The organism is Micromonospora sp. NPDC047134, from assembly GCF_040643455.1.
In the GTDB taxonomy this organism is placed as follows: Bacteria; Actinomycetota; Actinomycetes; order Mycobacteriales; family Micromonosporaceae; genus Micromonospora.
In genome coordinates, this window is sequence record NZ_JBEYUI010000010.1 from 101,143 (window position 1) to 115,165 (window position 14,023).

The window sequence follows — 14,023 nt, forward strand, 5'->3', positions numbered from 1 at the left end:
GATACTGCGCGGGGTTTTCGGAAGAACACGCTGGGTAATCACTCGTCCCAGGCGACCGGCAGTTTTCGTTTCTTGCTCTCTCCGGGGTTACCGCCACCCGTAAAGTGTGGTTAGGCTAGCCTTAGTTGAGGTTCTCGGAGAGGGGTGCACCAGGTGACAGCGGTACTGCCCGTTTCCGTACCCTCGGCGACCGCCCTGGATCCGGTGACCACGACCCTGCGGGCCATGTTCGGCACCGATGTCCTTCCCGGGCTGGCCCCGGGGCTGCTGGTTCCCGACGAGACCGACTGGACCTCGGCAACCACCCTCACCGACGGCACTCGCCTGCCGGAGCTGCTTGGTTCCGCGGCCCGCCTCTGGGGTGGCAGTCCGCACGCCTCCGCCGCCCTGGCCTGGAAGGCCTACAGCTATTGGGCGGCGCTGCCGGTGGCGCTCGGCTGGGCGGTCGCCCGGCGGGTACCCCTGCTCGACGCCGACACCACCCTCATCCACTTCGCCGACCAGCGCACCCTGGTGACCCTGGGCCTGCGCCGGTCGACCCGGGTGGCGGTGCTGCCGAACGATCCGCTGGCCGTCACCGATCCCCATCAGGTCCAGGTCGTGGCCGACGAGCAGGAACTGCTGGCCACCCTGCGGGCCACCCTGCTGGAGGCCCACCTGTCCCCGGTGGTCTCCGCGATCCAGGGTGAGGTCCGCATCGGCACCCGTACCCTGCTCGGTTCGGTGGCCTCCGGCATCGCCTACGGGTTGTTGACGGCCACCGACAGCGTGCCCGGCTCGACGGTCGAGTCGATCGACACCCTGCTGGGCGCCCTCGACCTGGCCGACCTGGTGGAGCTGGTGCCGGGCGCGGACGGCAAGCCGACCGTGCAGCGGCGTACCTGCTGCCTGGCCTTCACCCTGCCCAGCCCGAAGGTCTGCCAGGGCTGCTGCCTCCGCAGTTCCTGACGGGGCACGGAGCCGGATCAGCCGGTCAGCGGTCGGACGTCCCAGAGCCAGACACCCCCGGTCTGCACCGGCTCGATCTCCGTCAGGGCGGTCATCGCCTGCCGCAGGGCCTCCGCGCTCGGCTGCGGAGCCAGCACCACCGCCCCGGCCCGCCAGTACCGTAGATCCTCGATCGCCTCCCGGCGGTCCTGGGCGGTGACCGGCGGCACCTCGCCGCTGCGCCGTACGGTGGCGATGAAGCTGCTGGTCGGGCGCGGCGGCGCGCCGAACAGGGCGATCCGGTTCTTGCCGGGGCGGGTGTCCGGGCCCAGGAAGTAACCCCGGGCGATCGGCATCTCCAGCCGGGTCTGAGCCGACCAGCGCAGCGGATCGGCGTACTCGGTGTCCGGCAGCGGCAGGGTGACCAGGCTGCGCCCGCCGGCCAGGTAGGGACGCCAGGCGCCGGAGGTGACGAACTCCGGAGTCGGTTCCAGGCGCTTGGTCGGCAGGGGGGTGGGCAGCACCGGCACCAGGGCCATCGCCAGTACGGTCACCGTGGCGAACCGGATCTGCGAGCGCCGGGCCGGGTAGCGGGTAGCCAACTCGTGGGCCCGCGCCGCCCCGGAGGCCAGCAGCACTCCGATGATCGGGGTGATCGCCAACGCCCAGCGGGTCGGCACCACGGAGTGCAGCACCGGAAGGTCCTCCAGCAGCGCCCACGGCGCCGGTATGCCGGTCCCTTCCCGGTCGAAGCGGATCTCCCGGCCGAGGGAGAACACCGCGAAGAGCACACCCAGGCCGGCCAGCGCGAGCACCACGATGTTGCGTCGCAGCCACCAGACCAGCGCGACCACACCGATCACCAGGGGCCAGCCGAAGAAGGAGTTCTCCTCGGTGGGGTTCTTGGCCAGGCCGGTAGCGCTACGCGCGTCCCCGGCCACCGATTCCCGGGCGTACGCGACGAAGGAGGCCAGGTCGGTGGAGTAGCCCCGGATCACCCAGGACAACCCGTGGTAGGCGCCCGGACCGAAGAACTGGACATAGAGGGGGTACGCCAGCAGCACCGCGGAGACCCCGGCGGCGACCCCCAGCCCGGCCAGGAAGGTACGGGTCCGCCCGCGTAGTTCGGGGCGTCCCAGCGCCAGGGCCACGATCACCACCCCGACACCGATCGCGGTCATCAGCAGGATCTCCAGGTTCAGGAAGGCCTGCCAGACGATCACCAGGGCGAGCAGCAGACCGTTGCGCAGCCAGCGGCCCGGGTCGGCCAGCCGCAACGTACGCCAGATGATCAGGGGCACCACGTACTGCGCCACGATGTTCGGATGGGCGTTCGCGTGCGAGACCATCGCCGGGGCGTACGCGCAGAAGGTCGCCCCCAGCCAGGCCGGGCCACGGGAGCCGACGACCACTCTGGACAGCAGGAAGTACCAGGAGGTGGCCGTGGCGATCATGCCCAGGGTGAGGAAGACCAGGAAGGCGCTGCGGGTACCGAACAACAGGGTGATCGGCGTCATTGGCAGCGAAACAGACAATACCGACGTATTCGCCACCAGATTGACTGATTCGGGGACGTTCATCCGGTCCGAGGTGAAGGGGTAGGCGAATTCGGTGACCACCCGAGCGCCGTGCGCCATCATCCACTCGAATTGCGACATATCTGTCTTGTTATCCCGAATGCCGTGTTCCGGATTCCACCACATCCGAGCGGTCACCCAGCAGGCCAGCAGCCCGAAACTCGCCACCGCGGCCAGGTCCTTGAACCACCCTGACCTGCGGAAACGACCACGGCCGGGCGGGGTGGTCGGCGACTCTCCCGCCCCGGAATCCTCGACAGGGCGATCCGATTCAGGAGTAGTCATAACAATTCGCAGCGTAGTCGGCCAATCGGGCCGCCGTGCGGGGTTCCGGGCACTCGCGTAACATCTGCCAAGTTCGCTGACCACCACCGATCGTGCACCTAGCCCCGACCAATTCGGCTGCCCCAGGCCCCGAGAATTCCGCCAACCGGGCGGATGGTTCACTCAGTCGGTACTGGCGCGGTCGAGTCGTATCGTGAGGAATCGACGCATGACAGAAATCACTGGGGATCAGCGCGTGCAGTCCGAGGTCCTGGAGGGCCTCGCCACAGCGGTCAACCACCGACGCTGGTTCGTCGAGTTGGCCGTGCCCTACCTGGGCGAGAACCCGATCGAGATCGGTAGCGGCCTCGGCGACTACGCCCTGGAGTGGGCCGAGCGCCTCCCCCGGTTCACCGCCACCGAGGCCGACCCGGACCGCCTGGTCTCGCTCAAGGAGCGGCTCTCCGACCGGCCCAACATCGAGGTCCGCCAGATGCTCCTGCCCCACTCGGAGCAGGGCGACTACAGCGCTGCGGTGTCGTACAACGTCCTGGAGCACATCGAGGACCACGTCGGCGCCCTGCGCAGCATGGGCGAGTTGGTCCGGCCGGGCGGAGCCGTGATCATCATCGTGCCGGCCTTCCAGTTCGCGATGAGCCCCGCCGACATCGCCACCGGCCACGTCCGCCGCTACACCAAGAAGACCCTGTCGGCGGCGATGACCGAGGCCGGTCTGCGGGTCGAGAAGATCCACTACGCGAACGCCCTCGGCCTGATCGGCTACTTCATGGCCACCAAGGTGTTCCGCCTGATGCCGAAGGAAGGCCCCATGGTGAAGGTCTACGACACCCTGGTCCTCCCGGCGACCAAGGCCGCCGAGCAGGTCCTGCTCCCCCCCTTCGGCCAGTCCGTCTTCGCCGTGGCCCGCACCCCCGCCTGACCCCGCCCTTTCTCCTGTTGATCAAGAGGTTTGCGTCTGCATCCGGCTGGATGTCGACGCAAACCTCTTGGTCAACTGTGTCGGCGACGAGGGGTCAGGCCGCGATCTGGTAGGTGGGGCGGATGGTGGCGCGGGCCAGGGTGTGGAAGGTCAGGTTGAAGCCGACGTAGGCCGGGGTGGCGTCCGGCGTGAGGTCGAGTCGCTCCACGTCGAGCGCGTGCACCGCGAAGACGTACCGGTGCGGGCGGTCGCCGGGCGGCGGCGCGGCACCACCGAAGCCCTGCTCGCCGTAGTCGTTGCGGACGGTGAACCCACCGCGCAGATCCTCGCTCGTGGCCCCGCGCGGCAACTCGGTCACCTCGGCCGGCAGGTTCACCACGACCCAGTGCCAGAATCCGCTACCGGTCGGCGCGTCCGGGTCGAAGCAGGTCACCGCGAAACCCTTGGTCTCGGCCGGAAAGCCCGACCAGGCCAGTTGCGGTGAGACATTGCCGCCCCCGGTGCTGCCGTGCGCGTGCGCCGCATCCATCGGCTCGCCGTTCTGGACGTCCTGACTGGTCAGCGTGAACGAGGCGACCGTCGGCAGCAGCTCGTACGGGTCCGGGGCGATGGGACGTTCCAGGGTCATCGAGTCAGGTCCTTCCGATGCAGGTGGCGTTCTGCCGCCCCTTTCATACCCTGTGATGCGCCGTCATTCGTGAAACCCCTCGCGGTGTCAGCCAGAAGCCGCTAGAGCAGCCCGCCCAGCCACAGCCCGAGCGCGGCCAGCACCAGGCTCGCGCCGAGGCTGCCGAGCACGTTGAAGGCCTCGACAGCGGCGTTCTTACGCAGCAGCCCCAGTTGATCAGGAAGGTGCTCGCGGGAAACGCCTTGCTGGACCCGGAGACCCGCGCCGCCCACCACGGCTTCACCAGGGCGTCCACCCTGGCCCGGCTCAGCGCCCCGAGCCCGCCGGCCAGAAACACCCCGATGCCCACCCACATCAGGCATGCCCACCCGTCGGACGCCCCACCCGCGATTCCACCAGCCGAGCGCCGAGCGCCGCCGCGATCACGCCGCCGAGAATGCTCACGACCAGGTAGACGATGCCCACCCCACTGCGCCCGCCCCGATCAGTTGATCGCTCTCGACGATGAGGTGCGACCAGGTGGTGAAGCCGCCGATGACCCCGGTCGAGAGGAACGGCTTGCCCCACGGCCCTCGCAGCTTGTGCGCCGCCAGCAGTGTCATCACGGCACCCAGGGCGAAGGCCCCCACCATATTGATCACGAAGGTCACCCAGGGGAAGTGCGGCGGTGTGGCCGGAGCCAGGCCGAGCCCCAGCAGGTACCGCAGGGTGGCCCCGATGCCACCGCCGACGATGATCGCCAGAACCGTCACCGACCCATTGGCTCACCCGCAACGCCCGACATCACCGCGCTCGGGCTTTTCTCGCCCGTACGGTTGGCACAGTCCCCCCACGAGCCCAAGCAGCACTCAGCCCCGGTTCATAGACCGGGGCCGAGCTGAGATTGGAGAGATCACCGGCAAGCGGAGGGTGTGGGATTCGAACCCACGAAGACATCGCTGCCTTACCGGTTTTCAAGACCAGCGCCATCGGCCACTAGGCGAACCCTCCCGGACCGCGCTCCGCGCGGTCGTGCCTAGTCTGCCACGCCCAGGCGAGCGCCGAACGGGGGGAGCTATCCGTTTCGTCATGATCATGCACCGCCGGATGAGGTCCATCGGGTGGGTGCGAGGGCTCCATCGGGTAAGACTGGGGACATGCGCGCGATCATCGTGGCCGAGCCCGGTGGGCCGGAGGTGCTGAGCTGGAGCGAGGTGCCGGACCCGCAGCCGGGGCCGGGTGAGGTGCTGGTCGAGGTGCGGGCGACCGCGGTCAACCGGGCCGACCTGTTGCAGCGGCAGGGCCACTACCCACCGCCGCCGGGGGCCTCGGAGTATCTCGGGCTGGAGTGCTCGGGGGTGATCGTCGAGGTCGGCTCCGAGGTGCATGACTGGTTTGTGGGGCAGCAGGTCTGCGCCCTGTTGGCCGGTGGCGGGTACGCCGAGCGGGTGGCTGTGCCGGCGGGGCAGTTGCTGCCCGTACCGGATGGGGTTGATCTGGCCGACGCCGCCGCACTGCCGGAGGCGGCCTCGACGGTCTGGTCCAATGTGGTGCAACTGGCCCGGCTGGCGGCGGGCGAGACCCTGCTGGTGCACGGCGGCGGCAGCGGAATCGGCACTTTCGCGATCCAGTTGGGTACGGCGCTGGGTGCGACCGTGGTGGCGACCGCGCGGGCGGCCAAGCATGATCGGCTGCGAGCCTTGGGGGCGGCGCACCTGATCGACTATCGGGAGCAGGACTTCGTCGAGGAGGTCCGCAAGGTCACCTCCGGCGGGGGCGCGGACGTCATCCTGGACATCATGGGCGCGTCGTACCTGGGCCGGAATGTCGCCGCCCTCGCCTACGACGGGCGGCTCGTGACGATCGGGATGCAGGGCGGCCGCAAGGGAGAGCTGGATATCGCCGCGCTGCTGGCCAAGCGGGGCACCATCTCCGCGACGGCCCTGCGGTCCCGGCCCCTGGAGCAGAAGAGCGCCATCGTCCGTGGGGTACGCGATCAGGTGTGGCCGCTGGTCGAGGCAGGTCGGGTGCGGCCGGTGATCGACCGGCGGATGCCGATCAGCGAGGCGGCCGAGGCGCATCGCCTGGTGGAGTCGAACGACCACGTCGGCAAGGTGCTGCTGACCATCGGCTGAGGCCGGTCAGCGCGGCAGGGTCAGGCGGGCTCCGGGGCCCTCGCCGGCCAGTTCGTCGCCGGGGTTGTAGAGGGTGCAGTGGTTCAGGGACAGGCAGCCGCAGCCGATGCAGCCGTCCAGGTTGTCGCGGAGCCGGTGCAACAACTTGATCTTCTCGTCCAGCCGTTCCCGCCAGGCGGTCGACAGGTGGGCCCAGTCCTCGGCGGTGGGGGTGCGCCCGGCCGGTAGGGAGTCCAGGGCGGATCTGATCTCCTCCAGGGAGATGCCCACCTGCTGGGCGATCCGGATGAAGGCGACCCGGCGCAGCTCCCCGCGGTGGTACCGGCGTTGGTTGCCGCCGGTCCGCTCGGCCCGGATCAGCCCGAGCCGCTCGTAGTAGCGCAGCGCGGACTGGGCCACCCCACTGCGGGCGGCGAGTTGACCGATGGTGAGTGCTTCGTGCATCACTTTCGCCTTGTGTTGAACCGTGCTTCAACTTGCAGGCTAGCCGTATGTCCTCATCAGTCATCATCACCAGGCAGGTCGCCGAGGCCGCCGCGCCTCTGGACGGCCGCAACCCGGCCGCAATTCGGGACCGCCGGCACCCGGTCGCTCCGATGCTGGAGCGGGTGCGCGCCGGCCGTGAGTTCGGCCCGAAAACCTACTCGACCCTCGACGTGCTGTGGGTGCTCTACGACCGCGTCCTGCGGATCACCCCGGCGACGGTCGACGAACCCGACCGGGATCGCTTCCTGCTCTCCAAGGGCCATGCGGTCGCGGGCTACTACGCCGTACTGGCCGCGAAGGAATTCATTCCCCCCGACTGGCTGGACGACCAGGGCGGGCCGGACAGCCGACTGGGTGACCACCCGGACCGCACCCTGGTGCCGGGAGTGGAGATCGGCTCCGGGTCCCTCGGCCACGGTCTCGGCCTGGCCGTCGGCAGCGCCCTAGGCCTGCGCGCCCAGGGCCTGCTCGACCCCCGGGTGTACGTCCTGCTCGGTGACGCCGAACTGGACGAGGGATCCAATCACGAGGCGATCGCGTACGCCGGTGCCGTCGGCCTGGCGAACCTGACCGCGATCGTGGTCGACAACTCCTCCGCCACCCACGGCTGGCCGGGCGGGGTGGCCACCCGCTTCACCGTCAACGGGTGGACCGCCACCACGGTCGACGGGCACGACCAGGAGGCCCTGTACGCCGCCCTCACCGGTCACCACGGCCACCGGCCCCACCTGGTGGTGGCGGTCGTCGACAACGGGGAGCAGTCATGAGCGATACGGATGAGCCGATCATGCGGGACTGTTTCGTCGACACCACCACCGCCCTGCTGGCGGAGAATCCGCGTACCGCCCTGGTGCTCGCGGACATCTCCGCCTCCTTGTTCGACCCGGCGGCCGAGCGGCATCCCGACCGGGTGCTCAACGTCGGCATCCGGGAGCAGTTGATGGTGGGGGTGGCCGGTGGGCTGGCCCTGACCGGCCTACGCCCGATCGTGCACAGCTACGCACCCTTCCTGGTGGAGCGGGCGTACGAGCAGATCAAGCTGGACCTCGACCACCAGGGGGTGAGCGCGGTGCTGGTCAGCGTCGGCGCCTCCTTCGACCGGGCAGAGTCCGGGCGCACCCACTTCAGCCCGGCCGATGTCGCGCTGTTCGACACCCTCACCGACTGGACCGTGCACGTACCGGGTCACCCGGCCGAGGTGGCCGGGCTGCTGCGTACGACCGTGGCCGCCGACACCTCGGCGTACCTGCGGCTGTCGGTGCACAGCAACGCCCGGCCGTACGCCGGTTCCGGGGATCTGGTGCTGGTGCGGGACGCGGGTCCGGGGGCGCCCCTGCTGGTCGCGGTCGGTCCGATGCTCGACGCGGCGCTGGCCGCGGTCGCGGATCTGCCGATCACGGTGGCCTACACCCATCGGCCGCGTCCGTTCGACATCGCCGGTCTGCGGGCCCTGGCCGGTACCGAGGTGATCCTGGTGGAGCCCTACCTGGCGGGGACCTCTGCCCGGGTGATCACGGCGGCGCTGGCGGATCGGCCGCACCGGCTGCTCGCGCTCGGGGTCGGTCGGGAGGAGCTGCGCCGCTACGGTACGGCGGAGGACCATCTGCGCTGGCACGGGCTGGACCCGGCCGGACTGCGCCGCTCGCTGACCGACTTCCTCACCCCGGTGGGGGTCTAGCGCCGGGCGGCGGGGCGGGGGCGGGCGCGTTCGCGACCGAGGATCCAGAGCGCCTCGACCCCGTCCCGCCAGGTGATCTTCTTGCCTTCCTCCCGGCCCCGGGCCCGGTAGCTGATCGGCACCTCGTACGGCCGGATGCGGCGACGCAGCAGCTTGCCGGTCACCTCGGCCTCCATGCCGAAGCCCCGGGAGCGCACGTCGAGCGAGCGGTAGAGCGCCACCGGCATCAGCTTGAAGCAGGTCTCCAGGTCACCGATGTAGGAGTTGAACAGCAGGTTGGCCGCCATGGTGACGCCCTTGTTGCCCATCACGTACCAGAAGCTGTAGGCGCTGTGGCTGCCGAAGGTGCGATTGCCGTAGACGACCGTGGCGCGGCCGTCCAGCACCGGGGCCAGCAGCTTCGGGATGTCCTGCGGGTCGTACTCCAGGTCGGCGTCGAGGATGACCATGTAGTCACCTTCGGCGGCGGCGACCGCCGTACGGATCGCCGCGCCCTTGCCGGCGTTGCGCTGGTGGGTGATCACGCGCAACCGGGCGTCGTCGGCGCGGCCGAGCACCTCCGAGGTGCCGTCCCGGCTGCCGTCATCGACCACGACGAGTTCGATCTCGCACGGGTATTCCACGGCCAACGCCTGCTTAAGGGCGTCCCCGATACGCTCTTCCTCGTTGTAGACCGGCATGAGGATCGACAGCTTCACGGGAATCTCCACGAGGGCGACAGTATGTCGGCCATAGCGTAGCCTGGCTGCTCAGCACTCTGGTGGCGACTGCCGATGAGATACGACGTCGGGCACCCAGGTCGATAGTGTTTACTTCCGGCCATGTCGGCCGCCGGCTTTCCGCTCGTCCTGGCTCCCGTCGCCGCCATCGTCGCGTTGACCGTGGCGTTGCGGCCCCGGGTGGTGGATAGTGTCGCCCCTCGACGGCTGGCGGTGGTCCGGGCGGCCGTGGCCACCGGGGCCTTCGCGGTGCTCACCGTCGAGGTGCTGGGCGCGCTGGGGCTGCTGAGGTTGTCCCCCTTCGCGGTGGCCTGGTTGCTCTTCGTGGCCGGAAGTGTGGCGGCGGCCGGGTGGCGACTGCGCCGCGACCGGGCCCACCGGCCCGACCGGCCCGCCGAGGCCGTCGCGGCTGATCAGAACCGGCCCGCCGCGCCGCCCGCTCTGGTCGCGGCCGGGTCGGGCGGATCGGTGGTCACCACCCGGACCACCGAGGTACGAACGACCGGATCAGAGACCGACCCCCAGCCCGCCGGCTGGTGGGCCTCGGTCACCGATTTCTGGCGTACGGCGGGTCGGGGCGAGCGGCTGCTGGCCGGTACGGTCGGCGCCCTGGTCCTGGTCGAGCTGCTGATCGCCCTGTTGGCCGCGCCGAACAACTTCGACTCGCAGACCTACCACCTGCCCAAGGTGGAACGCTGGGTGGCACAGGGTGACCTGACCTTCTGGGCCACCGCCATCCACCGGCAGGTGACCATCCCCCCGGGTGCCGAGTATCTGCTGCTGCACCTGCGGTTGTTCGTCGACTCGGACGCGCTGTACAACCTGGTCCAGTGGGCCGCGGGGCTGGGTGCCCTGCTGGCGGTGACCCGGCTGACCGCCCAGTTGGGCGGGGGTAGGCGGGCCCAGTTGCTCACCGCCTTCGTGCTGGCCACCACCCCGATGGTGGCGCTCCAGGCCACCAGCACCCAGACCGATCTGGTCTGTGCCGCCTGGGTGGTCTGCGCGGCCACCCTGGCCTTGGACGGGCTGCGGCGCCGCGCCGGCCTCGGTGAGCTGCTGGCCCTGGGGGCGGCCACCGGACTGGTGGCCATCACCAAGACCAGTGGCCTGATCGCGGTGGGCCCCCTGCTGGTGCTCTGGGGCCTGGGCCAGTTGCGCCTGGCGTACCTGAGTTCACGGCGGCTTCCGATCGGCGCCCTGCTCGGTACGGTCGGCGCCTCGGTGCTGATCCTGGTGGTGGCCGCCGGGGTGACCGGTCCCTTCATGGGCCGGGTGTACGCCGAGTTCGGCCACCCCCTGGGCCCGGACCGGCTGCGCAAGTCCGTCCCGATGGAGCGGCACGACCCACCCTCGGTGCTGGTCAACGCGCTGCGCATCGGACACACCGCGCTGGACACCCCGCTGGCCCCGCTCCGTCAGGTCACCGCCGCAGCGATCGTCGGGGTGGCCGGGCTGGTCGGTGTCGATCCGCAGGACCGGGACATCACCTTCGGGCGGGAGGAGTTCCCGGAACCCTCCTGGTATCCGGACGAGGACCGGGTGGCCTTCCCGCTGGCCGGCGGGATGGCGCTGCTGGCCCTGGTGGCGGCGCTGCGCCGACCGGCCCGGATCAGCCCCGGGGCCGCCGGGGCGGTGCGGGCGTACGGGGTGGTGGTGCTCGTGGCGGTCCTGCTGCACACCGCGATGATCAAGTGGCAGCCCTGGGGTAACCGGCTGCTGCTGTACGCCCTGGCGGCGGCGGTGCCGTTGGCCGGGATCTGGCTGGATGCCCTGCTGCGCCGATCGGCCTCAACGCGCACCCCCGGCACGGCGAGCACCCCCGGCACGGCAAACACCCCCGGCACGGCGAGCACCCCCGGCACGGCGGGCCGCGCCGGGCGGCGGCCGGTCGCCACCCGGCTGGTGGCGGCGGTGTTGGCTACCTGTGCGCTGGCCGGGGTGCTGGCGGTGTCGTACGGCTTCCCCCGCCGGTTGGTCGGCTCGGGCTCGGTCTTCACCACGGCCGACTGGGAACTGCGTTTCCTGCGGCGCCCGCAGTGGGCGGAGGAGTACCGGTGGGCGGCCGAGGCGGTACGCGCCGCAGAGGCGCGTCGGATCGGCCTGTCGCAGCGCAACGACGACTGGGAGTACCCCTGGTGGCTGCTGCTGCGGGACGATGCCGGGCGACCGCCGGAACTGGTGGCCCTTCAGTCCGTGCTGGACGATCGCCCGGCGGCCGACCCGACCTCGGTGGACGCGATCCTCTGTGTCGGCAGCCGGGACCGCTGCGCGGAGCTGGTACCCCAGGGTTGGCAGTTCGAGTTCCGTAGTCACGTCGGCTACGCCGTGCCCGGGGACTGACCTGTCCCATTGGCCCGGTTCACCGCTGCGTGCAAGCATTCCGAGATGCATTCACATGTCTGCATCGCAGGCGTTACCTTCCGGTAACTCGGTCGCCGTCCCGCGATCGGACCGAAAGGAGTGCGCCGTTGTCTGGTATCCCCGCCAGGCGTGACCGGACGCCTCGACGGCGACTGGCCCAGGTCGCCGTCCTAGCCACCGTTCTCGTCCTGCCCATGCTGGCCGGGCCGGTCACCTCGGCCGCCGCAGCCGAACGTCCCGCCGCCCAGCCCCTGCCCACCCACCTAGAAACCATCCGCGCCGCCGAGGCCACCCAGCTCTACGGCACCCCCGGCATCCGCCCGCTGGCCCAGCGCCGCACCGCCCTGATCACCATGGGCGACAGTCAGATCTCCGGCGAGGGGGTCGGCAACTACGTGCCCGGCACCCACCAGCCGGGCAACTGGTGTGACCGCTCGTACGACCAGGCCGTGTTCCGTACCGGCATCGCCGCCGACGAGCGATACAACATCGCCTGCTCGGGTGCCACCCCCTGGAACCTGATCGCGGGCGGCCCGACCCAGCACAACGAGCTGAACCAGGGCGACCACCTTGCCATCAAGGCCCGCAACACCAACATCAAGCTGATCTGGGTGGTGGTCGGCGCCAACGGCGACGGCACGATCCAGTTCGGCCCGGTGGCCACGGACTGCGCGGTGCGCCGTGTCCTCTTCCAGGGCCCCTGCTGGCCCACCTACACCGACCAGTGGACGGTACGCACCGACGGCAGCCGGCGTGCCGTCGAGGACGCGCTCAACGACATCCGCCGGACCATGACCGGGGCCGGTTACCTCGACACCGACTACGAGTTGGTGCTGATGTCGTACTCCAGCCCGGCCAGCCCGGACGTGGAGGACAACCCGAACTTCCCCGGTTGGTACGCCGGGGGCTGCCTGCTCTACCTGGCCGACGCCGCCTTCGCCCGGAACAAGGCGGTGCCGCTGTTCGAGTCGGCCCTACGGGCGGCGGCGGCCAACACCGGCACCCGCTACCTCGACGGCAGCCGACTCTTCCACGGCCATGAGGTGTGCACCGACAACACCTCCGTGCGTGGCCTCTACATCGAACTCGGCGTCTGGGACGAGAACGCGGCCCGCCAGTCGTTCCACCCGAACTACCGGGGGCACGGCATGTTCGCCCAGTGCATCACCCAGTTCTACGCCTCCGGTCAGCGGCACGGCACCTGCGTCGACCCGGCCAGCACCGGCAACGGGGTGCTCTACCCCGGGCTGATGGAGTTCAAGCAGTTGCGCAACGCCGCCACCGGCACCTGCGTGGACGGCAAGGGGTACGACTCACGTAACAACACCGTGCAGCAGTCGTACCGCTGCCACGGGGGCCGTAACCAGGGCTTCTGGTACGACCCGACCCGGCAGTCGCTGCACTCGGAGCTGTCCCACGACCGGTGCCTGGACGTCTCCGGCGGATCGCTGACCGCCAACACGGTGGTCAACATCTACAACTGCCATGGCGGCAACAACCAGAAGTTCGTGTTCGCTGGCAACCAGATCCGGCCCGCCGGCAACAGCAGCCTCTGTGTGGCCTTCGACAATCCGCTGCTGGGCACCCCCCGGCTGCGGCTGGCTAAGTGCTCCAGCAGTTCCCGGCAGCAGTGGTCCTTCGAGTCGCGGTCCTTCGCCCAACCCGTCGGGTACGGCCACGACGACTTCATCGGGTCCCGGGTCTACTGACCGGCGACCTTGATCATCGGCGAGGCGGTGGGGTCACCTGCCGCCTCGCCGCTCGTCGTCAGTGGGCCACGACGGGGTGCAGGGTGGTCGGGCGTACGGCGGAGGGCTCCGCGACGGTCGCCAGGATCCGCGGCCGGACGGTGCGGACCCGGGTGCGGAAGGCGTGGTTGAACAGGGCGTCGAGCTGCCAGACCTGCTTCGGGTGCCGAGCGTGGATCAGGAAGCGCTCGCGGATGCCGTCGATGGCGGTGGCGGCCAGCTCGACCGAGTGCAGCCGGGGGTCCGGGCTCCAGGTGACATGACTAAGCTCGCGCAGCTCGGTGTTGAGGTGCAGCTGCAGCCGATGCAGCACCCTGGTCTGCCGGGTGATCACCAGACGCCGGTGGGTCAGCAGGAGAAGATGGTCGCCGAACATCGGCCGGTCCGGCCGGCTGCACCGGGTGACCAGAACAGTGGCGTCGCTGGAGCCGACGCAGCGCCGGAAGATCGGCATGTGTCGGGTGGCGGTCTGCACCGCCAGCCCGGCTTCGGTTGCGGCGGGAAGGAACGTTCGGGAGAAGACGTCCATACTTCCCCAACGACCCTGGTCGTGGCATTGACGTGGGTCGTGCAGTTGCCTT

At 70.1% G+C, this 14,023-nt stretch carries 14 protein-coding genes and 1 tRNA gene; 7 read left to right on the plus strand and 8 right to left on the minus strand.

Annotated features, from left to right (window positions below):
- Positions 1 to 225: 225 nt before the first annotated feature.
- On the plus strand, positions 226 to 948 hold the full coding sequence (locus ABZ795_RS14720) for a hypothetical protein (protein WP_357530755.1): 723 nt from the start codon (positions 226 to 228) through the stop codon (positions 946 to 948).
- A 17-nt stretch (positions 949 to 965) separates the two neighbouring features.
- On the opposite strand, the gene ABZ795_RS14725 is transcribed toward ABZ795_RS14720, so the two are convergent.
- On the minus strand, positions 966 to 2,630 hold the full coding sequence (locus ABZ795_RS14725; RefSeq protein WP_357530756.1) for a hypothetical protein: 1,665 nt from the start codon (positions 2,628 to 2,630) through the stop codon (positions 966 to 968).
- A gap of 367 nt (positions 2,631 to 2,997) precedes the next feature.
- Here ABZ795_RS14725 and ABZ795_RS14730 point away from each other — a divergent pair, with 367 nt between their 5' ends.
- Positions 2,998 to 3,708: a class I SAM-dependent methyltransferase gene (locus tag ABZ795_RS14730; RefSeq protein ID WP_357530695.1), complete on the plus strand. Its 711-nt coding sequence runs from the start codon at positions 2,998 to 3,000 to the stop codon at positions 3,706 to 3,708.
- A 94-nt stretch (positions 3,709 to 3,802) separates the two neighbouring features.
- Here ABZ795_RS14730 and ABZ795_RS14735 read toward each other — a convergent pair whose 3' ends face one another.
- The 4 genes from ABZ795_RS14735 to ABZ795_RS14750 all read right to left on the minus strand — a co-directional run bounded on the left by ABZ795_RS14735 (position 3,803) and on the right by ABZ795_RS14750 (position 5,326).
- Complete coding sequence (locus tag ABZ795_RS14735) at positions 3,803 to 4,336, minus strand: YbhB/YbcL family Raf kinase inhibitor-like protein (protein WP_357530696.1); 534 nt, start codon at positions 4,334 to 4,336, stop codon at positions 3,803 to 3,805.
- 101 nt (positions 4,337 to 4,437) lie between these two features.
- Entirely contained in the window at positions 4,438 to 4,611 is a 174-nt protein-coding gene (locus ABZ795_RS14740; protein ID WP_357530697.1) for a hypothetical protein, read from the minus strand.
- 165 nt (positions 4,612 to 4,776) lie between these two features.
- The gene (locus ABZ795_RS14745; protein ID WP_357530698.1) at positions 4,777 to 5,088 is read right to left on the minus strand and encodes a CrcB family protein; all 312 of its coding nucleotides are present in this window, start codon (positions 5,086 to 5,088) and stop codon (positions 4,777 to 4,779) included.
- A gap of 151 nt (positions 5,089 to 5,239) precedes the next feature.
- Positions 5,240 to 5,326 (minus strand) — tRNA-Ser (locus tag ABZ795_RS14750).
- Between the two features lie 146 nt (positions 5,327 to 5,472).
- Between ABZ795_RS14750 and ABZ795_RS14755 the strand changes: the two genes are divergently transcribed.
- Positions 5,473 to 6,450, plus strand: a complete 978-nt coding sequence (locus ABZ795_RS14755; protein ID WP_357530699.1) for an NAD(P)H-quinone oxidoreductase — start codon at positions 5,473 to 5,475, stop codon at positions 6,448 to 6,450.
- Positions 6,451 to 6,456: 6 nt separating this feature from the next.
- Here the strand turns inward: ABZ795_RS14755 and soxR are convergent, their stop codons facing one another.
- The gene (gene soxR, locus ABZ795_RS14760; RefSeq protein ID WP_357530700.1) at positions 6,457 to 6,894 is read right to left on the minus strand and encodes a redox-sensitive transcriptional activator SoxR; all 438 of its coding nucleotides are present in this window, start codon (positions 6,892 to 6,894) and stop codon (positions 6,457 to 6,459) included.
- A gap of 47 nt (positions 6,895 to 6,941) precedes the next feature.
- Between soxR and ABZ795_RS14765 the strand changes: the two genes are divergently transcribed.
- The gene (locus tag ABZ795_RS14765; RefSeq protein WP_357530701.1) at positions 6,942 to 7,703 is read left to right on the plus strand and encodes a transketolase; all 762 of its coding nucleotides are present in this window, start codon (positions 6,942 to 6,944) and stop codon (positions 7,701 to 7,703) included.
- 20 nt (positions 7,704 to 7,723) lie between these two features.
- Positions 7,724 to 8,614, plus strand: coding sequence for a transketolase (locus ABZ795_RS14770; protein WP_357530757.1), 891 nt, complete (start codon positions 7,724 to 7,726; stop codon positions 8,612 to 8,614).
- On the opposite strand, the gene ABZ795_RS14775 is transcribed toward ABZ795_RS14770, so the two are convergent.
- Positions 8,611 to 9,312 carry a glycosyltransferase family 2 protein gene (locus tag ABZ795_RS14775; RefSeq protein WP_357530758.1) on the minus strand — a complete coding sequence of 234 codons (702 nt, stop codon included), beginning with the start codon at positions 9,310 to 9,312 and terminating at the stop codon, positions 8,611 to 8,613. The two genes, ABZ795_RS14770 and ABZ795_RS14775, sit on opposite strands and share 4 nt — an antisense overlap.
- Before the next feature lie 123 nt (positions 9,313 to 9,435).
- Here ABZ795_RS14775 and ABZ795_RS14780 point away from each other — a divergent pair, with 123 nt between their 5' ends.
- Positions 9,436 to 11,673, plus strand: coding sequence for a hypothetical protein (locus ABZ795_RS14780; RefSeq protein WP_357530702.1), 2,238 nt, complete (start codon positions 9,436 to 9,438; stop codon positions 11,671 to 11,673).
- Between the two features lie 128 nt (positions 11,674 to 11,801).
- The gene (locus tag ABZ795_RS14785; protein ID WP_357530703.1) at positions 11,802 to 13,403 is read left to right on the plus strand and encodes a ricin-type beta-trefoil lectin domain protein; all 1,602 of its coding nucleotides are present in this window, start codon (positions 11,802 to 11,804) and stop codon (positions 13,401 to 13,403) included.
- Positions 13,404 to 13,461: 58 nt separating this feature from the next.
- On the opposite strand, the gene ABZ795_RS14790 is transcribed toward ABZ795_RS14785, so the two are convergent.
- Complete coding sequence (locus tag ABZ795_RS14790) at positions 13,462 to 13,971, minus strand: hypothetical protein (protein WP_327023612.1); 510 nt, start codon at positions 13,969 to 13,971, stop codon at positions 13,462 to 13,464.
- Positions 13,972 to 14,023: the final 52 nt, after the last annotated feature.